The 24,990-nt window shown below is 43.2% G+C and carries 15 protein-coding genes; 5 read left to right on the top strand and 10 right to left on the bottom strand.

Going from position 1 to position 24,990, the window contains the following annotated elements:
- Positions 1-3 precede the first annotated feature (3 nt).
- The 7 genes from MHI27_RS09395 to MHI27_RS09365 all read right to left on the bottom strand — a co-directional run bounded on the left by MHI27_RS09395 (position 4) and on the right by MHI27_RS09365 (position 8,992).
- Entirely contained in the window at positions 4-1,365 is a 1,362-nt protein-coding gene (locus tag MHI27_RS09395; RefSeq protein WP_076283265.1) for a glycoside hydrolase family 28 protein, read from the bottom strand.
- 22 nt (positions 1,366-1,387) lie between these two features.
- Positions 1,388-2,509: a glycoside hydrolase family 105 protein gene (locus MHI27_RS09390; RefSeq protein ID WP_076283266.1), complete on the bottom strand. Its 1,122-nt coding sequence runs from the start codon at positions 2,507-2,509 to the stop codon at positions 1,388-1,390.
- Between the two features lie 110 nt (positions 2,510-2,619).
- Positions 2,620-3,723: a glycoside hydrolase family 105 protein gene (locus MHI27_RS09385; protein ID WP_076283267.1), complete on the bottom strand. Its 1,104-nt coding sequence runs from the start codon at positions 3,721-3,723 to the stop codon at positions 2,620-2,622.
- 41 nt (positions 3,724-3,764) lie between these two features.
- Positions 3,765-4,640, bottom strand: coding sequence for a carbohydrate ABC transporter permease (locus tag MHI27_RS09380; protein ID WP_042186649.1), 876 nt, complete (start codon positions 4,638-4,640; stop codon positions 3,765-3,767).
- Positions 4,641-4,661: 21 nt separating this feature from the next.
- On the bottom strand, positions 4,662-5,630 hold the full coding sequence (locus MHI27_RS09375) for a sugar ABC transporter permease (RefSeq protein WP_042186647.1): 969 nt from the start codon (positions 5,628-5,630) through the stop codon (positions 4,662-4,664).
- A 104-nt stretch (positions 5,631-5,734) separates the two neighbouring features.
- Entirely contained in the window at positions 5,735-7,297 is a 1,563-nt protein-coding gene (locus MHI27_RS09370; protein ID WP_042186645.1) for an extracellular solute-binding protein, read from the bottom strand.
- 177 nt (positions 7,298-7,474) lie between these two features.
- A complete protein-coding gene (locus tag MHI27_RS09365) occupies positions 7,475-8,992 on the bottom strand; it encodes an extracellular solute-binding protein (protein ID WP_405176103.1) in 1,518 nt (505 codons plus the stop codon).
- A 179-nt stretch (positions 8,993-9,171) separates the two neighbouring features.
- On the opposite strand from MHI27_RS09365, the gene MHI27_RS09360 reads away from it, so the two are divergent.
- From MHI27_RS09360 to MHI27_RS09340, 5 genes are all read left to right on the top strand, one after another.
- The gene (locus tag MHI27_RS09360) at positions 9,172-11,517 is read left to right on the top strand and encodes a helix-turn-helix domain-containing protein (RefSeq protein WP_042186641.1); all 2,346 of its coding nucleotides are present in this window, start codon (positions 9,172-9,174) and stop codon (positions 11,515-11,517) included.
- Between the two features lie 429 nt (positions 11,518-11,946).
- Positions 11,947-12,663, top strand: coding sequence for a rhamnogalacturonan acetylesterase (locus MHI27_RS09355; RefSeq protein WP_405176102.1), 717 nt, complete (start codon positions 11,947-11,949; stop codon positions 12,661-12,663).
- Positions 12,650-13,750 carry a mandelate racemase/muconate lactonizing enzyme family protein gene (locus tag MHI27_RS09350; RefSeq protein ID WP_405176101.1) on the top strand — a complete coding sequence of 367 codons (1,101 nt, stop codon included), beginning with the start codon at positions 12,650-12,652 and terminating at the stop codon, positions 13,748-13,750. Before MHI27_RS09355 ends, MHI27_RS09350 begins: the two co-directional genes overlap by 14 nt.
- A 17-nt stretch (positions 13,751-13,767) precedes the next feature.
- Positions 13,768-14,610, top strand: a complete 843-nt coding sequence (locus MHI27_RS09345) for a sugar phosphate isomerase/epimerase family protein (protein WP_405176100.1) — start codon at positions 13,768-13,770, stop codon at positions 14,608-14,610.
- Between the two features lie 144 nt (positions 14,611-14,754).
- Positions 14,755-15,915 (top strand): glycosyltransferase family 4 protein, encoded by a 1,161-nt coding sequence (locus tag MHI27_RS09340; protein WP_405176099.1) that lies wholly within the window; start codon positions 14,755-14,757, stop codon positions 15,913-15,915.
- Here the strand turns inward: MHI27_RS09340 and MHI27_RS09335 are convergent.
- The 3 genes from MHI27_RS09335 to MHI27_RS09325 all read right to left on the bottom strand — a co-directional run bounded on the left by MHI27_RS09335 (position 15,887) and on the right by MHI27_RS09325 (position 24,939).
- A complete protein-coding gene (locus tag MHI27_RS09335) occupies positions 15,887-16,351 on the bottom strand; it encodes a DUF2269 family protein (protein ID WP_341147647.1) in 465 nt (154 codons plus the stop codon). The genes MHI27_RS09340 and MHI27_RS09335 overlap by 29 nt on opposite strands.
- A gap of 148 nt (positions 16,352-16,499) precedes the next feature.
- Positions 16,500-22,688, bottom strand: coding sequence for a fibronectin type III domain-containing protein (locus tag MHI27_RS09330; protein WP_405176098.1), 6,189 nt, complete (start codon positions 22,686-22,688; stop codon positions 16,500-16,502).
- Positions 22,689-23,106: 418 nt separating this feature from the next.
- Entirely contained in the window at positions 23,107-24,939 is a 1,833-nt protein-coding gene (locus tag MHI27_RS09325; protein ID WP_405176097.1) for a UbiD family decarboxylase, read from the bottom strand.
- Positions 24,940-24,990: the final 51 nt, after the last annotated feature.

Raw genomic sequence — 24,990 nt, 5'->3', positions numbered from 1 at the left:
CCCTTACGGACACACATTCTGTTCTGTGGGCGAAACTGTAACTTGTTCTACTAGTTTTTCAGGCTTGCTCGTGTTCTTCGAATGACAATTCATGATCTCAATCGCTTCGCCATTTTCAATATAAAAAGCAGGCCCTTCATGATTCTCGATGGTCACCTGATGAAATTGCACATCCCTTGCATTGCCCAGAAAAAATCCGCGATTGTTCATGTTCTCGATCCCTGTCATCATATCCGGATGCCCGGGAACTGCATTGCGTGCCATGGAGATATCAATATTTGTAAAAGTAATCTCCGAAACATACTGCTCCGCAAGTCCATATAAGAATCCCGCAGATGCATGAACATTACGTGCGGTAATATTGGCGAAATGAATTCGTCTAAAGCATGGCGTTTCATCTGTAATCGGATAAGGATTTTTGTCCCACACATACTTCTCTTTCCCGCGTGGTCCACAGAAATAGTATAGATTTAGTGTGAACGGACAAATGACTTCTTCCATTACAATATTACTGATCCGAATATCTTCAATCGTCCCTCCGCGTCCACGTCTTGATTTCATGCGTATGCCACGATCGGTTTGTTTAAAGACACAGTTACTAATGGTTACATTACGAATATCTCCGCTCATTTCACTTCCGAGTACAACACCCCCATGCCCATGAACCATGGTACAATTGGTGATCGTGATATTCTCGCATGGAATGCGCTCTTTCGTATCTTCAGTTCCCGCTTTGATAGCAATACAGTCATCACCTACATCAATATTACAGTTACTAATCCGAACATTCGTACAAGATTCTGGATTAATACCATCTGTGTTCGGAGAATCAGCCGGGTTCAAAATAGACAGATTATCGATCGTCACATTGTAGCAGCCCACAGGATTAACGGTCCAGCTTGGAGAATTCACTAGCGAGACATCCTTAATCGTTACCCGCTGACAGCTATCAAATCCAATCAAAGTTGGACGGGGATATTCGAGCTCTTCCCGACGGTTCCGAAATATATCCCACCATGCTTTGCCATTACCATTAATAGTTCCGCTTCCGGTAATCGATACATTGACTAAACCTTTGCCATGAATACAAGGCGTATGAACCTGCTGCTTCACTCCTTCCCATCTGCATTCCACCGCAGGATAATTCACCGGATTCGTACTGAATGAAAGAATCGCTCCTGGATTTAAATTTAATTCAATATTGCTTTTCATAACAATCGCACCCGTATAGAAAGTACCTGCTGGCACATAAACGGTTCCTCCACCAGCCTCACTTGCCGCTTCAATCGCATGCGCAATCGCCCCTGTCGCTAACATCCCGCTATTCTTAAGCGCGCCAAAATCCTCAATATTATATACGGACATTTTATAGCACTCCTATTCTATATCAGATCCAGCCTCTTAATTGTTCGTACTCCACACAGGCTTGCAAGAAAGCACCGACACCCTTTTGGTCGTTAGTGACAATAGGCTCACTAATGTAATAAGCGAACGTGCCGTCTCGTTGATCTGCTCCACCTAACCCTGCTACTTGGCAATTCTTATTTAGATTGACCCATCCTTCTTTGGTCTCCAGAACAAACTCTGAGATAAGTCCTTGGAAGGCGAGATCTAACGGTTCGTACCAACTAGCCTCTAATACGCCTAATCGAATACCTTTTGCCATAGCATACACAATCATGCTAGAAGCAGAAGCCTCTAAGTAATTCCCTTTGCGTTGCCCCAGATTCACTACTTGATACCAGACGCCAGATTCAGGATCCTGATATTTCTTCACAGCTGATAAAGTATCGTTTAGAATACGCACCAGCTCTGGATAATCGGAATGCTCACTCGGCAATAACTCTAGAACATCTACTAAAGCCATAAGATACCAGCCAAGTGAACGCGCCCAAAAGTTTGGAGAGCATCCTGTTTCGCGGTCACACCAAGGTTGAAGATGCTGTTCATCCCATGCATGATATAACAGACCTGTTTCCAAATCCTTCGTATGCTTCTCACACAAGATAAATTGTTTCGTAACATCTTCAAGCCCCTGCCCATCTTCAAAAGCTAGCAAGTAGGCTAAATAGAAAGGCGCGCCCATATAAAGACCATCTAACCAGATTTGATAGGGATAAATATTTTTATGCCAAAAAGCACCTTCCGAGGTTCGCGGATGTGTCTCAAGCTGCTTTCTAAATAAGGTAGCCGCTTGTTTATATTTTTCCTGCTTGGTTTCTTTATATAGCGTAAATAATAATTTCCCGTTGTTAATGTGATCGATATTGTATTCATCTAGGCGATAACCCTTAACGCTGCCATCCTCCTGAATAAAGTTATCCATCTGATCTTGAATGAATTGCAGATACTTCGCATCACCGGTTTGCTTCCAAAGCCATTCAAATCCATTCAATACGACACCATAGTCATACGTCCAGCTTCCGTTGTAGCCTTTATCTTCATAGAGCTTTGGTGTCCTCGCCATGATTGAGTCTGCTGTGCGGATTGCCCAATGTGATCTCTTCATCCCAACCCCCTGATTATCATTAAATTTAAGAATATCTTTCCCACAAAATAATAGGACTTGATTCTCAGTCCCAGAGAATCAAGTCATTGTCTAGTAAGATTTCAATCGAATCACCCTTGGATTAAGCTCTCCATCTCAACACAAGCCATCACCAACGCGCCTACGCCATGTAAATCATTTTTAACTTTAGGTCTAGTGACGTAACTCTCGTAATCTCCAGCCGAAGTACCGATACAGATGTCCGGCAAAATCAACCTATCCTGCTCATCCCACTGAATGATTTGGATTAACCCTTCATAGCCTTTTCTAGCCGAGGCTGTAGCGACTTCCACATCGCTTACAATGCCATGCTTCACTGCTTTGGCAATCGTGTAGACGAATAAACATGAACCTGAGGTCTCCAGCCAATTATCCGGCTCATGCCCCTTATCTACGACCTGATACCAAAGTCCACTTACGGGATCTTGATAACGAATAAGGGCATCAACAAAATCACGTAAAGTAGAAGATAATTCAGCTCGGGCTGGGTCTTGGACGGCCAACAGATCAAGAAATTGCGACAATGCGAGACCATACCAGCCCAGCGATCTGCTCCAAAATTCCGGTGAGCACCCTGTCTCCGGGTTTGACCATGGCATCCGGCGGCTCTCGTCCCAAGCATGATACAATAACCCGGTTGTCTCATCTTTCATATACTTACGCATTAACATCTCTTGATGGAGAACTGTATCACGCAAGCTAGGATCGCCATAGACATTAGCATATTTTAACGAGAATACGCCTGCCATATAAAGCCCATCTAACCACATTTGGTTAGCATATTTATCCTTATGCCAATACCCACCTTCAGAGGTTTTGTTTAACGTAAGCAATAAATTCCTCAGCTTCTCCGCAGCAATGTGATACTTGAGTTTACCTGTCCGTTTATGAAGAATAAACAGCAGTTGTCCAGCTTGAACAGCATCCAGCTCATCGCGGGCGAAATAAAAGTTACCATATTCATCTACCAAATCATCCACGTATTCCTGAATATAGTTAATATAGCGGTCTTCTTGATAAGCATTCCACAAAAGCTCCATACCACACAGAAATACACCTTGATGGTAATGCCAACGATGTGCTGGAGGAAGCTCTCCCGCTCTATAAGTATCCATTAAAGAATCGCATGCCTTTTTTGCCCAATCCATTGGTGTTGTTGGTATCCTGCCAGTCATCTCCAAGCTCCTTCCAAAGAATAATCTCTATCTTCCTCTTATTAGCCCTTCATAGAACCTAACATGGCACCTTTGGCAAAATGCTTCTGTATGAATGGATATACACAAACTATTGGTAAAGTAGCAACAACGATAACAGCCATTTTAATTGTTTGGTCTGGCGGTGGAACAGTTGTATCCAGTGTAGAGCTGTGATCCATACCGCTGGCAAGGACAACAATTTGTCTGAGCAGAACCTGTATTGGCCACTTCGAACTATCATCCAAATACAGAATCGCATTCATGTAAGTATTCCAATACGTAACCGCATAGAACAATCCGATAGTCGCTAACGCAGGTAAGGATAATGGCAATACAATTCGAAATAATATTCCGAAGTCGTTGCAACCATCAATTTTGGCCGACTCCTCCAAACCTTCAGGTATATTCTGGAAAAAATTCCTCAAAATGATCATGTTAAACGCACTAATTGCTGAAGGAAGAATAAGCGCTGCATAACTGTCTATTAGTCCCAATTCCTTTACCACGAGGAAGGTTGGGATCATTCCACCATGAAAGAGCATCGTGAACACAACCATAAAGTTAACCACTTTACGTCCATCCAGATCTCTTCTGGTAAGAGCGTAGGCCATCAAAGAAGTTATAAACAAACTGAGGAAAGTACCGACTGCCGTAACACCAATGGAAACACCCATGGCTTTAAATATTGTATTCGTTGAAAAGATGAACTTGTATGCTTCCAGACTCCATACCTTTGGGATCAGTACAAACTTACTAGAAGCTAGTTCTGCACTCGTTGTGAAAGAGCCTGCTACAACGTGAACAAGGGGGAGCACAGTTATTAAAGCAATGATCGCAAGCAGCGTGAAGTTTATAGCAGAAAAAATTCTGCCACTGATTGTTTTATCTTCTACCATTTCTATTCCTCCCACAACATATCAATAAACGCCTTCTTCTCCCATTTTCTTAGATGCTTTATTCACCAACATAACCATGATCAAGCCGACAATTGATTTGAAGAATCCAATGGCTGTACTGTAACTAAACTGCCCCTGTCTCAGACCAGCAGTATATACATACGTATCGATAATTTCCGCAACTTCTCGATTCATGGAGTTAAGCAGCAGAAACACATGTTCAAATCCAAGATCCAGAACGGAACCAATTTTCAAAATAAATAATGTGATAATTACGCCTCTAATCGCTGGAAGTGTAATATGCCAGACTTGTCTGAGTCGTCCAGCTCCATCCATACGTGATGCTTCGTAAAGTCCTGGATCAATGGCAGCTATGGAAGCTAAATAAATAATCGTTCCCCAGCCTGCTTCTCTCCAAATCACCTGAATAATATACATGGGCCTGAACCATCCAGGATTCAGCAGGAAATTAATTTTTTCAAATCCGAAATAGGAAAGTAGCTCGTTGATAATTCCTCCATCCATCGTAACCATTACAAAAGAAATGGAGACGATGATAACCAACGACAGAAAATGGGGCAAATAGAAGATCGTCTGAAAGGTTCTTTTGAAAAAGCTGCCTTGAAGTTCATTCAACATCAGGGCAAGAATAATCGGCATTGGGAAATAGATAAGAATGTTTAATCCGAAAAGCACAAGTGTGTTCACTAAAATATTTAAGAAATCCGGCTCTGTGAACAACCTGCTGAAATGCTTCATTCCTACCCAGTTACTGCCTGTTATTCCTTGATAAGGTTTGTAATCTTGAAAGGCGATAATTAGTCCGTACATAGGAAAATATTTAAAAATAATAAAATATAGCACTCCCGGTGTTAGCATGACGTAGAGCCATTTATTTCTCCACAGACGCTTTTTAAGTTCACTGCTGCTCTTGTAAGTCTCACGCTTTATTTGTGGAGCTGGACTGGGCTGTGCGGTGAGTTCCTGCATGATTCTCTTCCTTTCTCCTTCTTTATTCAAACTCTTTATTTCTCCATGTGACTATGAAGAGAAAAGGTTGTTGAAACAAAATCAACAACCTTTTCAGCTAGGTTTTATTTCTTATACAATGCGTTGTACTCATCAATAATCTTAGCTCCGCCACGGTTCTTCCAGTTCTCAACTTCTTTTTCGAACCCTGCTTTGTCGATCTGTCCATAGATATATTTATAAGTTGCATCGGTAATAATCTGTTGAAGCTCAACACCTTTTTCTGTGTACGTAGCCGAATCCATCGCAGCTGTTGGATCTGGTACCCCCACCTTGACATTCTCAAGAACCAATTGATCCGCATGAATTCTTCCTGGCAGCGTGTTATAGTTCTCGTACATTCCATTGGTTTCAGCTTCGCCGATAACGCTGTCCTTATATCCTTTTACTTCACGTTCAATCAATTCTTTGTCATCTGTAGCTTTCGCTTTACCGTCTTCAACGGTATAGTGAGTACCCTCGATTCCCCAATACATCAAATTAGCTACTTCTGGGGTCATCATTTGATCAAAGAAAGCAAGAATCTTCTTGAGTTCTGCCTCATCCTTTACAGCAGATTTTGGGAACAAGACAACATTGTTATAGCCTGGAATCATCCATTGAGCATACTTTCCATCTGGACTTGCAACCATACTATGCGCATCCAAAACAGCATCAGGGTTATTCTTAATAGTATCTTTATTGAGGGAATCAATATCTTGCATGGAGCCCCCAATATAGAGTCCACCCTTTCCAGCCTTAAACATATTTACAGCATCTGTTTTACTGGTAGCAGCGAAATCTTGATTAATGTATCCGCCATCACGAGCTTTTTTGAAGAAGTCCATCGTGTCGAAATATTCATCGAATGTAAATTCAGGCGCTAATTTTCCATCCTTCTCTCCCCAGGTGTTCGGTGTTCCGAACCAAGAAGAGACAGTTTTGAAAGCTCCATAGGTCAACTCATTACGGTCAATAATACCTGTAGTATCTTTCTGTCCATTACCGTCTGGATCTTGTTCCGTGAAGGCCTTAGCCATTTCGAATAATTCATCTACATTTGCTGGTGCAGCAAGTCCTAATTTATCAGCCCAGTCTTTTCTGTAAATGATACCTTGACGTGCTAGAGGGCGGCCGATATATAAGGTGTACAGCTTGCCGTCCACTTTCGTGTTATTCAGAATTTCTGGTTTCAATTTACTCAAATTAGGAAACTCGCTTAATAGCGGACCTATTTCCCAGAATTGTCCGTCTTTTATCGCTTCTTTCATCTGAATGAAGGTTGTCTGATTCTTCAAGTACGTCACTTGCGGCAGTGAGCCGGTTGCAAAAGATGAATTAAGTTTTTCTTCATAAGTATCAGCCGGGAAAAATTGATAGGTCAGCTTCGTGTTGGTCAATTTTTCAAGTTCAAGCTTAATCGTATCAGGCGGGGTCTCTGGAATATTTAACGGAAGCATAATCTTAATTTCTGTTGGTCCTGCTTTCACTTCTTCTTTAGGTGCTTCTGTCTCAACCGGCTTAGCAGTGCTCTCACCACTTGCAGTTTCAGAACTTGCTTGATTGTTGTTGTTACCACCACATCCAGCTAACAATGTGCTGAACGCTAACAGTGCCGTCAACAACATGGTGAAGGATTTCTTCTTCATACCATTTTGACCTCCATAATTTGTATTGGTTACGAGTTCCACGTTACATCGTCGGCAAGGTTACGAAAACAATCATTTCCCCATAAAGGCCCGTTCTTAAAGGGATCTGAGCAAATGATTATGGTGATAACACAAAAAAATCCACCGCGTCATCCGCAGTGGATCAAACTAACCTATTTACTTTTCTATCCCAAGCTCAGCCTCACCATATTCCTTAATAATCTGATCTCCTCCGCTAGCTCTCCATTTCTCAACTTCCTTCTGGAATCCCTCAGCGGTTATATTGCCTAGTATGTAATTGTACGTAGCATCCACAATAATGGTAGACAGTTCCACATTTTTCTCATCATAGGTGGATGAGCTTAAAGACACGGTCGGATCGTCGACCAGAAAAGATTCATTATCTTTACTTAGCTGATCCGCAAGTGAGGTCAATTGCTCCTTCTGAGCCACCTCCATAATGTTCTTATTACTAATATCTGCAATCATCAAAGAATATAACGGATTTACTTCTTGCACCCGCAGTTCTGAGGTTTCCTCGGGAAGAATGATTTTTCCACCCTCAAGCTTATAATGGCGCCCTTCAAACCCATACATCATTATATTCGCTACATCTTTATCCATAGTTCGATCAAAGAATTCGAGTACCTCGCGGAGTTCATCCTCCGTAGCAATGGCTTTTTTGGAGAAGAGATAGAGTCCATTATAATTGGGTATCGACCACACCTTATATCCTACTGGCCCTTCGATCCGATTGATTAACGTAAGTTCTGCCTTTGGATTCAAATTCTGAGCTTCAATAGACAGCCGCTTTACATCTGTCATACTGCCAATAAATACACCAGCAATACCATTAATGAACTTATCACGTTGTACTTCTTTGCTCGTTAAGGCGAAATCCTGATTAATAATTTTCTCATCATATAATTTCTTCATGAAATTCATGGTGTTCATATACTCAGCGGTCACAAATTCAGGAACGAATTGATGATTCTCTAGTTTCCAATTATTCGGGGTGCCAAAATACGAACTTAATGTCTTGAATACCCCATACACAAGATCATTTCGATCGACTAATCCGAAGGTATCCTGTTTGCCATTCTGATCTGGATCGTTGTATGTAAATTGCCTCATAACCTCATACAGTTCATCCAGTGTTTGTGGATTATTTAAATGGAGATTGTCGAGCCAATCCTTACGAATAATGACCCCCTGTCTGGAAGAGGGGCGTTCCGTATATAGGCCATAGATCTTACTATCTACAGAAGTCTGCTTAAGAATAGCGGGGTTCAGTTGTTTAAGATTGGAGAACTCCTGAAGATAGGGGCCGATCTCCCAAAAGGCATCCGAACGAATAGCATTTTTCACCAGATTGTAGTCTGAGAATTTTACAAATGTGACCTTTCCGAGGGAATTGGTCGTAAGCGCCGTGTTCATCTTATCCGTGTATACCCCCTCTGGAACCCACCTTATATCGAGCTTCACACCTGTCAGTTTTTCGATCTCTGCCATAATCTCTTTCGAAGGCTGTTGTGGAAAATGAAGGGGTGCCAAAATTGAGATGCTAGGGGAAGATACTACTGGGCCGGCTTCGGCAGATTCCTTATCGTTGCAAGCGCTTAAAAAAGAGAAGACGAGCATGGTAAATAAGCAGAAATACAGCGTTGCCCTTTTACCCATAGATACTTTAGACATTTCTGTGGCCTCCTAGGTATTGTAAGGATTATCACTCTATATCTTGAAAATTTTACAATTTATAAGCATAATTAGAGCTAATGATTATCACAGAACGAGATGATTATTGTTATTTCATACCAAGTTACATACACTTAGATCAAGTGTCTACTTCTACATAAGTAAAGGTGCTGAGTCCCGTGAGACCATTAAGCTTTCTAAGTAAGCTAACGATGTTTGCCTTTGTTATTAGCACGCTGCCTGTGTTGTTCATCGGTTCTTTTTCATATTTCACATCTTCAAAAGAAATTCAAAAAAACGTTAACAACAGCAAAATGGAATTAATCTTACAAATCACCTCAAATGTAGAACATAAGTTAACAACTGTCAATCAAACATTAAACCAAGTGATCAATTCTAGTGTATTAAAAAAAGCACTAAACAACCCTTTAAATGAAACCGATTTCATTTTATACAATGATTTAAGAAACGAAATTCGCAATATGCAGTCCTTCGATACGAAGCTGGAAGATGTCATCTTATTAAATCAGCAGCAAAATTGGATGATCAAAAATTCTGGTGTTTATCGCTTAAATGAGTACAAGGACCATGCACAGCTCACCAACCTGATGAATATTGCCGAAGATACCTCGTGGATCCTGAACCCGTCCTCCATATTTTACAGTGAGGAAAGCATTAACGTCACAGGCTGTAACTACAGCATTAGTCTTATCAAGAAACTCCCAACCAATAAGCTGCAAAAATATGGGCTTGCCTTAGCTAATATTCCTGTCTGCAGTCTTCAGGATTTCATTAACTCGGATGTACAGCCACTCGATGATATTATCGTTCTGGATAAGACAGGTCGATTCCTGCTCCATCCGGACCGCAACTTGATCGGGAAACCAATGAAAGAAGGCGGATTTACAGAAGATTCTTTCATTACTAATCCATCTAAACTTTCAGGTCAGTTTAAGACCAGGATCCACAAGAAGGATTACTCCGTCACTTACATGCGCTCTCAGATGAATGGCTGGGTCTATCTTTCGGTTACATCCATGGAAAGTTTAACGAAAGAATCCAAAAAAATTAGCCTGTTTACGATATTCGTGTGTAGCTTTATGCTTCTATTGTCTATTCTCTTGGCATGGATCGGTTCAAGACGGATGTACACTCCCATTGAAAGACTACTCAATCAAATGGGCCAACGCAAACCGGACATTAAATCCAGACACACGAATGAATTTCAGATTATTGGAGAACAAGTTCATTCTTTATTCCAATCCAAATCACAGCTGGAAAAAGAAGTCCGTCAGCATATCCAACAAGTGCGTACCTTCTTCCTAATCAATGCTTTCCATGGCAACGTTAAGAAGCGCGATCTGCACGAAGAGCTGGAACAATTCGGCTACCATAAGCAGCTCGAAGAATGGAAGACGATGGCTGTGATTACGTTGTCGATTGATTTTGCCGATGATTCCAGCTATGAGAAAAAAGATCTTAATCTCTTATTATTCGCTGCCCACAATATAATCGAAGAGTTAGTCTGCCCTGAACAACGACTGGCACCAGTAATTATGGATCATGCAGTAGTCGTCTTATTGGGGAGTCCAGACAGTGATACCGAGTCTTTTCACAAGACATTATATTCATTAACGGAGAAGCTGCAGCAGGAAATAAACAACTACCTAAAGCTTCAGGTGAGCATTGGTCTGAGCCTTCCCTTCAACACCTTCGATAAATTATCCACGGCTTACAGAGAGGGACTCGAAGCACTGAAGCATCGGATCAAACTTGGTAAAGGTGTCATTATCCAGTATGAAAATATTAACTCTGGCAAGCACTATCTGAATTTGAACTACCCTACTCATAAAGAAAATGACTTACTGGACGCTATCAAATTAGCTGAAACAGATAAAGCAAAAGAACTCATTCATTTGCTCTTCAAATCTATCTTTGCTCATGAGCTTTCACCACAGGAATACCAGATCCCGTTGACGCGCTTACTCAATAATTTACTCATTATGATGCAGGAATCCGGTATTAGCTTAAATCAAATTTATCATGCTAATGGTTCCATATTTGAGGAGCTGCATGACCTCCATACTGTAACGGAGATTGAAGATTGGTTCTGGAGCATGGTCATTTATCCGATGATCAAGATTTTTAACAGCAGACAAAATGCGCAATACCACAACATCTCTGAGAAGATCATCGATTTGATACAACATGATTACGATACAGACCTTACTTTAGAAGAATGTGCTTCACGTCTGCATTATAATGCCAACTATATCAGCAGCGTCTTCCGTAAGGAGACTCAGTACTATTTCAGCGAATATTTAACGATGTACCGATTTAAAATGGCGAAAAAATGGCTGAAGGAAACTGATATGCCCATTAAAGATATTGCAGCCAAATTAAGATATAACAACTCTCAGAACTTCATTCGCTCTTTCCGTAAGCAGGAGGGCATGACACCCGGACAATACCGGGATCACAACGCTGGCACAAAACTTAAATCCACCTTTGACGAATCAATGTAAAAAGAGAGAACTGTTGTTCAGGTGGAATCAAAAAAAAGAGTCTCTCTTTTTTTCTAAAATATGTTAACGTGTGCATATAACCTTTTAAGGAGGAATTGGAACATAATGTTGAGCTTCCGTGTACATTCCAACCATGCAGAACAAACCGAGCTCTCTCTGGAAACCTCACTACTCACCCTTTATCCTCTTGCAACGCCTGGGAGACCGCCCAACACAAGCTGAGCTTCACGCCTACTCCTCAGAATCACAGATGACTTCTCTATCACCTCCAACTTTTATATGGACTACAGCAAATGATGCCAGCGTTCCTGTGGAGAATAAGGACGGCATGGTTTAAGGCTTGCTTAAGAACATCCTCATTGCCAGCAATGGCTTTCCCTTTCTGAGAAATGGCTAAGTAAACACCACTACATTCAAGGAGAAGATCCTATGACACCCACATTATTTATCGCGGGAGATTCCACTGCGGCTATCAAAGGCGCTGGAGAAAAACCTATGACTGGCTGGGGAGAATACCTGCAAGGTTATTTTGGGATTTCTGTTCGAATCGAGAATCGCGCCATTAATGGTCGCAGTACCAAATCCTTTATAACTGACGGCCGTTTGGAGGACATCCTTAAAGACTTCAAGGCCGGTGACTACCTCTTCATTCAATTTGGACATAACGATGAGAAAAAAGAAGATCCTTTGCGTTACACTGATCCCGACACTGAATATCGCCGCAACCTAATTCAATATATTGAAGCTGCTCGGCAGTTAGGCGGGACTCCGGTTCTACTAACCTCTGTAAGTCGCCGCCGCTTCAACTCCGATGGAGAGCTTGACCCGCTTGCTGTAGGCGCTTATCCCGAGGCTATGAAGCAGGTAGCTGAAGAAACGCACACACCGATGCTTGATATTTTCGCAGCTTCGCAAGTGCTCTATCGTTCGTTAGGTGTTGAAGAATCCAAAGAGTTATTCATGCATTTGCGTGAAAAAACACATCCGAATTACCCAAATGGAGTTATGGATGATACTCATTTCTCTGATCAAGGTGCTCAGCACATCGCCAGACTTGTGGTTCAGGCTATTGAACAATCTACTGCCTTACCATTAACAGACTTACAACAACTACTACAAGGAGTGATCACAGATGTCTCTAATTAAAGAAGTTATTACAGAGTACTATCGTATCCCTTTGCCGGAAATCATGGAGGACGCTAAACACGGACTGCACACTCACTTTGAAGTTCCCATTGTCAAAATTAGAACCGATGACGGTCGTGAAGGGGTAGGTTATACCTATACTGGCGGATTTGGCGGCAAAGCAATCTGCTCACTAATTGCGAATGAATTAACTCAGATTTTAATCGGTAAGGATGCTAGCTGTGTGGAAAGTATCTGGGAGCAGATGAACTGGGGAATACATTATGTTGCTCGCGGGGGTCTGGCTAGCTTCGCCATTGCAGCATGTGACATCGCTTTATGGGATTTACGTGCGAAGAAAGCAGATGAACCGCTTTACAAACTTCTGGGTGGCGCAAGCAATGAGGTCAAATGTTATGGCGGAGCGATTGATTTGAATTTCCCATTAGAAAAGCTCCTCCTCAACAATCAAAAATACCTAGATATGGGCCTCCAGGCTGTCAAAATTAAACTAGGCCAAAAAACATTAGCTGAAGATGTGGAACGAGTGGCTGCGGTGCGCCAATTAATCGGTCCAGATGTGGCCTTTATGGTCGATGCGAATATGAGCTGGAGTGTAGAAAAAGCGATTAAAGCCGCTCGTGAATTTTTGAAATACGATATCCTCTTCTTAGAAGAACCAACGATTCCGGAAGATTATGCCGGCTATGCGCGTATTGCAGAAGAATCAGGCATTGCTGTTGCAGGCGGAGAAAACCTTCGGACCTTAACTGAATTCCATCACATGCTGCAATATGGCCATGTGGATTTTCCTCAACCGGATGCTTCCAATATAGGCGGGATTACGGGCTGGTTAAAGGTGGCTCACTTAACACAAGCCTATAACCTTTCCGTCTCCACGCATGGAATGCAGGAATTACATGTTAGTTTGTTAGCCGCTATGCCCAACGCAGGATATCTGGAAATGCATAGTTTCCCTATCGATCAATACACCACTCGCCCGCTAGTGATTAACAAGGACAATGGCATGGCAATTGCGCCTGAAGTAACAGGCACTGGTGTTACCTTTGACTGGGACAAATTAGCACCTCACAAACAACAATACTAATAGGAGCGATCGATCATATGAGTATTCCCCTGCACCTAGGTGTTCGAGCACATGATTTCACACAAGTTCCATTGAAGGATTTAATTGAGAAGCTTCAGTTCTATAATTTCGCTCATATTCAGTTTGCACTTAAGAAATCTTTTCCTGACAGCACTCCGAGTCTGACTGCTATAAGCCCTGGAACAGCTAGTTATTACGGAAATGCCTTTAGACAGGCTGGTATTCAGATTGCGGTGCTTGGCTGTTACGTTAATATTGTAGACACCGATCCATACAAACGGGCACAAGCGTTAGCCGAGTTCAATACCCATCTTCGCTTGGCCAGAGATTTCGGTGCCAGTCTAGTAGGTACGGAAACCGGAAGTATGGGACTTGGGTATACCACAGATAATTTTACAGAAGAAGCTTTTCAACAGGTCGTTACTTCGGTAAAGCTAATGGTCGCAGAGGCCGAACGTTTTGGTGTGACGGTAGGAATCGAAGCAGGACTCCATCATCCGCTGTACACCGCATCCTTAACTCGCCGACTGCTGGATGAGATCCCTTCTAATAATCTTCAGGTCATATTAGATTGCGCTAATCTCATGTCACCTACAAATTACTTGCATCAGGAAGCTATTATTATGGAAGCTTTGAAGCTCTTAGGAAATCGAATTGCCATCATTCATTTAAAAGATTTTATCGTGCAAGATGGAGCCATCAAAATTGTTCCTGTAGGTCAGGGCTGGCTTGAGTTTGAGCCGATTCTCCGTTATATGAAATACGAGCGTCCGCATATTCAGGGCATTTTAGAGAGTACTCCTGAATCGCATCTAAGAGAAAGCATCGCTTTTTTACAGCAGATATATGAAGAAGTGTAAATATAAGATCACATACAAAAAAATCCACTGTACACCTCATTACCGTGTGCAGTGGATTTTTATATTCTGTTTAACATCCGTTTGACCTCCATGAAATAATGGGCTGTTATGATCAAGACATCAAGAGTACCTGGGAGGGGTTCTATGCGTCTTGCTTTATTTACAGACACATTTCTTCCGCAAACGAATGGTGTCTCACTTACGCTTCAGCGCTTAACCACTCATTTGAACCGGCGAGGTATCGAGCATCTGCTATTTTCGCCGAAATCTGCTCCTGAAGACAGTTATGCCGATCCCATACGTCCCATTACCAGTATCCCCTTTTTCTTATACCCGGAATGTAGACTCGCGCTGCCGAATATGTCCTCCATCCAGTCAGAGCTAAAAGCTTTTCGACCCGATCTGCTTCATTTGGCTACTCCATTCAATATTGGTCTATGCGGCCTTCGCTATGCGCGAAAGCTTGGCCTGCCTCATGTCGCCTCCTACCATACCCATTTTGATCGCTATCTTGAATATTATCGAATGAAAAAAATTGTTCCTCTTTATTGGAAGTACATGAAGTGGTTTCATCGGTCCTGCGATGCTACCTTCGCGCCCTCCAATGAAACACTCGATTCCCTACAAGCTCAAGGTTTTCAACGTTTGAAGCTTTGGTCTAGAGGCATCGACTGCAATCTCTACACTCCGAAAAAACGCAGCCATCAGGTCCGTGATCGTTACGGAATTACCGCACCGATATTACTTCTGTACGTGGGAAGGATTGCTCCTGAAAAAGATATCAACACCCTTGCTCTCGCCATGCAGCAATTGCCCGAGTCTATGCAAGCTCAGGTACATTGGTTAGTTGTTGGAGACGGTCCCTTATTATCAGAGATGCGGGCGCAGGCGCCGCAAAATGTCACGTTTACGGGCTACAAACACGGTGAAGAGCTTGCCCAATTGTATGCCTCAGCTGATCTATTCGTCTTCCCTTCCAGTACGGAAACCTTCGGTAATGTTGTCCTTGAAGCCATGGCCTCTGGACTGCCTGTCCTCGCCGTAAATGAGGGCGGGGTGAAGGATCTGGTTACACCCGGTCGCACAGGAATGATCGCCCCACCTCGTTCCCCGGATGCTTTTATTCGTGAGATTTGCGCATGTATAGAGCAACCCCAAAAGCTGACTGCTATGGGGTATGAGGGGCGACAGCTGGCACTCGGCCGCTCGTGGGAGTCCATTTTTGATGGACTCATTCGCGATTATGAAGAGATCCTTGAGAATAGACGCTTCGATCTTATACCGGCTTTACTACCATTAATATAATAATGACGATAGTGAGCACATGAACAGCTGCTTCTAACGGAGCGATCTTGTTCATAGCGGCGGTGTAGCCTACAGGGATTTCGTCGCCTTCACTCGCCATCACGAGCTGGGTCAGCTTTTTCAATCGAGGCTCAACAAATCCAATAATAATGACTTCTATCACGATAAAAAATAATAACGAAAGATTGATCCACAACACCGACAAGCCCATTTTATCAATGATCATTAACAAAATGCCTGTAACGATCAGGGTAATCCCACCCGTTTTAGGGAATCTGTTGATTGTCTTCATCATGCCAAATACAAAACGAAGCTGGCTGCCTGTCTTGGCAGAGCTTGTCAGTATTGGCAGCACAAAAGCTGGTCCAATTCCCACTATGGCCGCTATAACATGTATGACTACCACAATCTTAGAGATAATATCCGTCAATTCCATGATTACAATCCTCCCTATCATTCGTTGTTTAGATTCATATGACGATGATAGTGGAAATAGTCTTGCAGAATCCTTTAAATCTTAGATAATCTCAAAAAGCGCCTAGCCGGATATTACCGACGTAGGCGCTTTTTTAACTATTGCTTAATTATTTTACCGAGACTTTCATAACTGTACTTTCACTAACGCCTTGATCATTCATCAGTTCTACACGGTATTCATAAACACCCGGAGATCGATTCGTGATCGAAGAAGAAGCCGTTTGGGCATTCGGAGTATTTGCTGTTAAAGTCTGTGTATCGATCAGCACTCCATTCTCATACAAGCGATACATTTTGCCGTTCATCCCCCACCATAGATTCATGGTCACTTTATACTCTCCATCACCATCCCAGTTGTCATTAGATAACACTGGCTTACCTGGTGCAGCATCCTTCACGATAACCACATGAGCAGCAGACACCGTTGTGCCAAAAGAATTGGTCAGCTCAGCCGTATAGGTGTAGGTACCGTTTTCTTTTCCAGTAACACTAGTCACTGCGGTCTGTGCGGTTGGGGAGTCGTCACGTAAGGTTTGCGTGTCTATTAAGGTACCGTTCTCATATAGCTTGTAGATCGTACCATTATTGCCCCACCACATGTTCATTGTGATTTGGTAATCACCATCCAAGAGTCCTGTATCCTGCCCATTGTTATTGGATAGAACCGGTTGCCCCGGAATTCCTGTAGCCTTCTGAGGCCCGTTTACGACTATAATTACTTGTTCTGTCGTCGAGAGTCCAGCGTTATTCACAGCTGTTGCGATAAACGTATGCGATCCCGCAAGTCCTTTGAGTGGAATCTCATCTCCATAGACAACTTTTTTTCCATCAAAGGTGATATCCAGACTACGAATACCAGACTCAGGATCTTCTGCTACGACCTGTGCCTTCAAGATATCCGATTCACTCATTTGAGTAGAAGGTAAACCCGTTATTGCAGGTGGTGTAGTGTCCTCTGTTTCCACAGGCGAGCCTACATATTGAATTTTTGGTGCAGCTGGTTGTTCCATGCCTTCGCCAAGAAAAAATCCAGGATGCGGAGGTTGATTATAACCCACGTTCTGCCAAGCCACTCCCAGTCGGTAGATCGGATCATGCATCAAAGTGCGAATACGATAATCTGTCATATCCGTTGTTGTATAGATTCGTAATTCAGAACTGTCCGTTGCTCGCCAGATCACTTCTTCACGCCAATCCCCGAACAGATCCGCCTGCACGCTCGGATTCGCCTTGGTGCCATTATTAGAAGAGGCTCCAGTTGCCGTCAACAAATTAGCTGTTGTCTGGTTGGTGTAATCCCACTTATCCACTCGATTAGAATCCAGCAATTCACGTAAAAGATCACCGTCCCACCAAATGCCAAAATTCGTAGAAGAAGGCAGCTTATTCATGATTAGCTCTCCCTGTGCACTATATACGCCTGTAACAGGAATCTGCACCTCATTGGTAATCGTTGCAGCCCATACCTCTTCACCGGTATAACGCGGGTCAATATCTGCTGACATTCCGCGTCCAGTATCAATTCCCGTGAACACACCCCATAAGGTTTCCCCTGTAGCTGCATCGCGCATTTCAATACCATATTTCGAATCCGTATGCTCATGAACATCAAAGACTTCCAGTCCAGGTCTGGTAGGGTCAAGGTCTCCGAAATGGATTGCATCCCCATGACCAAGCTTTGTATTGTACAGTGGTAATCCATCATCATCGATCGCCATCGCGCCGAAGGTTATTTCGTCCTTGCCGTCACCATCTACATCTCCTACTGAAAGGTTATGGTTTCCTTGACCGGCATACTCTCCATATCCTTCATCGTTGGAATCGAAACGCCATACTTTTTCGAGCTTGCCACCACGATAATTGTAAGCTGCAAGCACGGTTCTAGTGTAATAACCACGGCTAAAAATCACGCTTGGCTGTTCACCATCTAAGTAAGCTACGGCGGCTAAAAAGCGGTCCACCCGATTACCATAGGCATCGCCCCAAGCGCCCACATCACCACGCGGCGGATCATAACTAACCGTATCCACTGCCCGGCCTGTTGCCCCTTCGAACACTGTTAAATACTCATTGCCGAGGAGCACATAACCCGAGCTATTGCGATAGTCTGCACTTGCATCACCGATCACGGTACCTTGACCATCAACCGTACCATCTGCTGTCTTCAGCATAATCTCAGCACGCCCGTCACTGTCCAAATCGTAAACCATGAATGGTGAATAATGCGCGCCCGCACGAATATTAGGCCCTAAATTAATCCGCCATAAACGTGTGCCATCTAGCTTATAAGCATCCATATAGACTAGTCCTGTATAACCTGCCTGAGAGTTATCTTTACTGTTCGAAGGCGACCATAACATAATGATTTCGTAGACCCCATCACCATCCACATCCCCTACACTTGCATCCCCTGCACTATACGTATAAGGCTGACCGTCTTTGGTGTAATCATCTGCTGGTTTTTGCAAGGGGATAGATAGGTATTGCTTCTGCCATACGCTGAATTCTTCCGAAGCCGCTTTTTCGACTCCATTGATTACTGATGTAATTCTATATTTGGCGTCAGCTGTACCGGAAGTGTCAAGATAGTTCGTGCTTTGAGTAATTAACGAATCATTTAGCTTCTCTTCCCCACGATACAGATTGAATCCAATCGATTCTGGATCCAGACCTAACATCCGCCAGCCGATATAAACACCCGCATCTGTCTTAACCGCTATAGGCGCACGATCCAGCGCCTCCATCTTCCGGTATAGCGTTGTCACCGCTGAGGTTTCCAGCGAAGCGGAAAGATCAGAGATACCGCCTGCATTTACCGAGGCAACTTTGTAATAGTAAGGAATTGTACTTAAAATGGTCGTGTCTGTGTATGAAGCTTCGAATGATTTGCCGATTAGAATGAACTCACCATCCGCGGATTTCGCACGATAAATGTTGAACATCCTTGCATCTGATACCTCATTCCACGTAAAGGTCACATCATTTTTGTTCGTAGATTGTACTGCTAGACCACTAGGTACGGCTGCTTTTGCTACAGCTGGATCAATCATAGACACCTTTAAGGCATTAGATGTTACGGATTCCAGTCCCGTGCTGTCCACCGAAGTTACCGTATAGATGTATTCCATACCGATATCCGCAGTGGTATCTGTGTAAAGCGGCTCTGTTGTATCGCCCAGCAGCTCTGAACTATTCGCAACCGTTGCCTGACGATACACTCGGTATTTCAGCGCACCATCCATACCATCCCAAGAAAGATTAGCTGTGATAGGCTCATTGTTTAAGTCCAGACTACCCAGTTTCAGATTCGTTGGGGCTAATAATAGCGGTGTGATTTCCAGTCCATTGAGATGAGCCGTTGTGCCACTAAAAACAAGATTCATCTGACCGTCTTTGACAGCGATCTGGTTATACAGCTTCTCAGCAATATTTTCCTTACCTGAAGAGACTGTTCCATAATCTTTGCCTTCAATCGCTACATTCGTCTTGGTAGAACCAATCCAATCTCCGGTATAGGTCTTAACGGAATAATAACCATTCGGTAAATCAACTTTAAATTCATACGAGCCTCCAAAATAGATCACGAAATCTCTACGAAGGGCATCAGTTGCACTACCGCGATCTCGATCACTCATACCTTCACTTGAGGACAAGCCATAACCACGTTCTGTTGTATAAAGTACATTACGATTCACTTCCGTATAACCGGCGGCAACGGGTGAGCCAACAGGTCCAAAATCATAACGATATTGAGCGGACTTCGTAGTCAGCTTAACTTCATCTGAAGGCTCAGACTCTCCTAACCCATTTACTGCAGTCACTCGAACGGAGTAGCTGTTACCTTCCGCCATTCCGCTTAATGTTAAAGTTGGAACAGTGGCAGTTCCCGCCAATGCGTAAGCAGTTTCAGCTTCGGACGCTAGCTTACGATAGATTTTATAAATATCAGCACCCTCTACTTTATCCCATTTCAGTACTGCACCTGCATTACTGATACTTCCCGCTACAAGACCTTGTGGCTTGGCAGGCACTGTTTCTGGCTGCTTAATGTCCTGTACAAAGCTGGAGAGCGGAATGTTTAATTGCTCTATTCCTTTGGCCAACAGACGAGCCATTTGAATCGCTCCGTACTCTTGAAAGTGAGTATCGTCTGCTGACCCATTCGGGAAAGCACCATATATCCCTGCATCGAGGTGAAGGAATACAGAGCGTGTAGCTGCAAAACCAATCGAATTGTAATAAGCGACACTTAGCGCGCTAAGATCAACCATTTCCACATGCAGCTCATTGGCTACCTCTTTCATCGCCTGCACATATTCAGGGAAACTCACATTAAATTTTTCCGTGGCAGCATTATAATCTCTGCGGCCCATCGGGGTCACCAGAATCGGAGTCGCTCCTCTTTGTCTGGCACCCTCGACATACGTTTTTAAATAATTTTTGTAATCTGCTGGAGAGGCATACCGATCAGGAACACTGATCGTTGCGTCATTGTGGCCAAATTGGATAAGGAAATAATCACCTGGCTGTATCTTTCGCAGTACTTCATCCAGCCGCCCCTCTACAATAAATGACTTAGAGCTGCGGCCTCCGATAGCGTGATTCTTAAACGTTACTTCCTCACTAAAGAAATCAGGAATCATTTGTCCCCAGCCAGCCTGTGGTATCCAGTAAGGATCGTAAGTCTGCACAGTGGAATCACCCGCAATATAAACTGTAGGCAATTCATTAGCAGGACGATCTGGCTGCTTAGTAATCACCAGTGCATTGATATTAGGCTTCATGCCAGAGAACACCAAGTTCATTTGTCCATCCACCAGAGCAATGTCAAAGCTCATTTCCAAATACTGACCAGCTGTTTTACTTGTCTGCTGAACTTTTTGAATGGATTCTACTTTGATGCCAATGTCCGTGTCTCCGGCGCTATCTCCAGCGATAAGTGACACAGTATAGTCACCATTCGGTAAATCTACATTAAAGGTAGTATCCTTAGGGACCACCAAATCCGATCGCAAAGGATCAGTGGTTCCCCGGTCTACACCAGTTACCTTTGATATATCCGTAAATCCATATTTAACCGCAGAGGAATAAGATACCCCTGCATCGACCTTAAGATAACCTTCCGCCGCAGCACCTGGGCCAAAATCAAAGGAATATACATTTTCTTCTGGCAATGTTACAGGTGGCATGTATACCATACTTTCAACTTTGTTAGATAACTGGGATTCTCCTTGGGCATTAGCAGCTTTTACCCCATAATATTGCCGTTTAGAGGTATCCACTGCTACATCCGTAAATGTCGCTGTCTCCGACTGGCCAATCTCCTGGAAGGATCCATCTGCTGAATCAGACCTTAAGATTGTATAACGGGTAGCTCCCGCCACGTTGTTCCAACTTAGCTGAACAGAACTCGCACCCACGCTGACAATCGAAAGGCCCGTTGGTGCTGCCGGAACCACTGCCCCCGGAATTTCATCTACCGTCACAGATGCACTCAAAGCAGACTCCTCACCGCTGCCTTTAACAGCAGACACATTATAAATGTAGCCACTGCCTTCATTTACGTCTGAATCCACGTAGCTGTTAGCAGTAACTTGAGCTACCGATTGAATAGTCCCGCTAGGAAGCTCTGTCCGATATATATTGTAATAGACTGCTTCTGTCACGCTGCTCCACCCGAGAGAGACCGCAGTGGGCGAGAGATTCGTAACCGCTAAGCCCTCAGGAGCCTGCAGTGGACCCGGCACGATTTGCTGAATCATAAGTCCATTTAAATACCCGCCAACCCCTGTACCCGTGATGCCAACGGTTAGTTGACCGTCTTGGACAGTCGTGCGGTAAGTGGCTTGATTTACAGCCTGCTTGCTGCTTATTGAACCAGCCGTAACATCTTCTAAGGTAATCGTAGTTTTAGTTGTACTTGTGCCTGCCAATAAATCTCCTGAGAATACAGTCACATCGTAATCCCCATTAGGAAGATCCACTAGAAAGGCGTAGGACAATCCCAGTACAAAATCATTAGTCAGTTCATCTCCGCCCGAGCGATTTCTTGAGGCAACCGCCTGATCTAAACCATATCCTAGCTCCTTCGTATACAACTTTGATTCATGCACAGCTGTATAACCACTCATTACAGGACTTGTTGCCGTTCCAAAATCATATCGCAAAGTTATTGGACCTGAATCCGCACTGGCTGGTTGCACTCCAAATGTTGTAGAGGGAAATAGAGATGAACAAATGAAGACCCACGACAATAACACAATAAGTATTTTATTCCCCATTTTATTTCTCTTCATCTTCCGTGCTTCACCCGCTTTCTTATGATTGAAAGAACTTAGTACGCATCTGGCCCTTTTGTAGTAAACGCTTACAATAAGCTTCATTGTCATTCGTTCTTCAAATATAAGTTCACTTCGTGCGCGTATCCCCTCCTCCTTGCTCAGACACTTTTCTCGATAATTATTTCCAGATGCACTCATATCCAACACGATACTACCACCTAAGTTTCACTATGAACATTTAAAAAACAGAGTTTATCATACACTAAACCGTTCAATTCACTCGCCTCTAGTTATAAAATCCTACGATTTTGTGACAAGCTGGGACATAAAACCCAGAATACACCTATACATTTTTAATTTCATATGAGTAAAATCATTTCAAAAAACAGCAAAAAGACCTCCTTGGTTTCCCAAGAAGGTCTTTGAGTTATGGTTAGATCTTACCGTTTAAGCTCCCACCTGGAGCAAATAATCGTTCGATATGCTTTTGAACCGCTGGATCCGGAATTAATGGTGGCGCTTGATGAGGTTTTACACGCGCATCAATAATCACGTTATCACATGACCAATGCTTATACTCCGTTGAACTGTTCACGCCATATATATCATGAGAAGGATTGCTGCGTGTGAACGTCGCCCATAGGAAATTCTCAATTCTATCACTTAAGAACTCGCTATCATCACACACAATAATCATCGGACAAGATGGGAGTGCTCCCTGTACTTGAATCGCTTCGCTAAGCTTATTCATTTCCTGCGCCGCTTCAGCGTAAGTAGTGAATTTAGAGCCTTGAAGCGCCACGAGACCCGGCATCACCATCTTTGCATGTCCAAATCCCTGTAGTTCTTCAAGTATGTCAGGAACCTCTGTACATAGCTCTCTTTTCTTCTCCCCAACCGCAGCGAAAATCACCTTACTTCCGCTGTTAAGTCCTGTACCGGAATAATCAAGAGTATCAATCGTTGTATTCGTATAGAAATGAATATCTCTGCGAAGATTAATTCGCTCTAAAATATACGTCAAGAAATCCTCAACATCATGTGTGCTGATAGGTTGTTTCTCTTCGGCTGTAATAAACAAGAATTTAGCTAAACTAAGCTGACCTGTGCCTAATATCCGATTCGCGATCGTAAGAATCTCCGCTGGCTGCTTCACTTGTTGATAAGGTGTATAACGTTCACTGCCAATCGCAAACAAAAGGGGATGAACACCTGCAGCATCTACTGCATGAACTTCTTTGACACCCGGGATTTCTTGTCGGATAGCTCCACCCGTCAACTCGTGAATTAACTCACCAAAAGCGGTATCCTCTTGTGGGGGTCTGCCGACAACCGTAAATGGAAAGATTGCATTCTTTTTAGCGTACACTTTATGTACTTTCATAACTGGAAAAGGATGCACCAAGCTGTAATAGCCTAAATGATCGCCAAAAGGTCCTTCCGGCTTCGTCTCACCAGGATGAATTTCCCCTGTGATCACAAAATCCGCATCATTACTAATGCAATATCCATCTACATAGCTATAGCTAAAATGACGTCCCGAAAGTAAACCGGCAACGATCATCTCACTCATACCCTCTGGCAAAGGCATTACAGCCGATAACGTATGCGCTGGAGGTCCGCCGATAAAACAGCTCACTTTAAGCGGTTCTCCTTTTCGATTAGCTCTTTCTTGATGCACGCCGATACCGCGGTGAATTTGATAGTGAATACCAACCTCTTTATTGAGTTCATAATCATTACCATTCAATTGAACACGGTACATCCCCAGATTGGAGTTCATAATGCCAGGCTTGTCTGGATCTTCGGAATACACTTGCGGCAATGTGACAAAAGCGCCACCATCCTCCGGCCAATGTGTGATCAGCGGAAGATCAGAAATACTGATTTCCTGAAAACCACTTGGTAGACCACCCGGCTTTTTAATAGGCAATGCTTTTCTCGCGGATAGTCCTGTCCCTACATATTTAAAAGGATTTTTGAGTGCTTTTACCGGATCGTTACGAAGTGCAATTACGTTATGTGTGGAGTTCCAAGTACGCCGAAAAATAAACTTACTGCGCTCTAGCGTTCCAAAAAGGTTAGATACGGCACGAAATTTCGAGCCTTTTACATTTTCAAATAATAATGCAGGGCCACCAGCTTCATAAACCTTCAAGTGAATGGCGGCCATCTCCAGATAAGGGTCCACTTCTTCACGAATACGAACCAAATGTCCATGCTTCTCTAAATCATTAACACACTCTTCTAAATTGCTATATTTCATTTCATTACTCCGATCTCTAGAAGGTTATTACAAGATTTCTTGGATGCTTTA

The organism is Paenibacillus sp. FSL H8-0261, assembly GCF_045040645.1.
Taxonomy (GTDB): domain Bacteria; phylum Bacillota; class Bacilli; order Paenibacillales; family Paenibacillaceae; genus Paenibacillus_AQ.
Note: the sequence above shows the minus strand (reverse complement) of the source record. Positions and strands in the feature narration are given on the sequence as shown.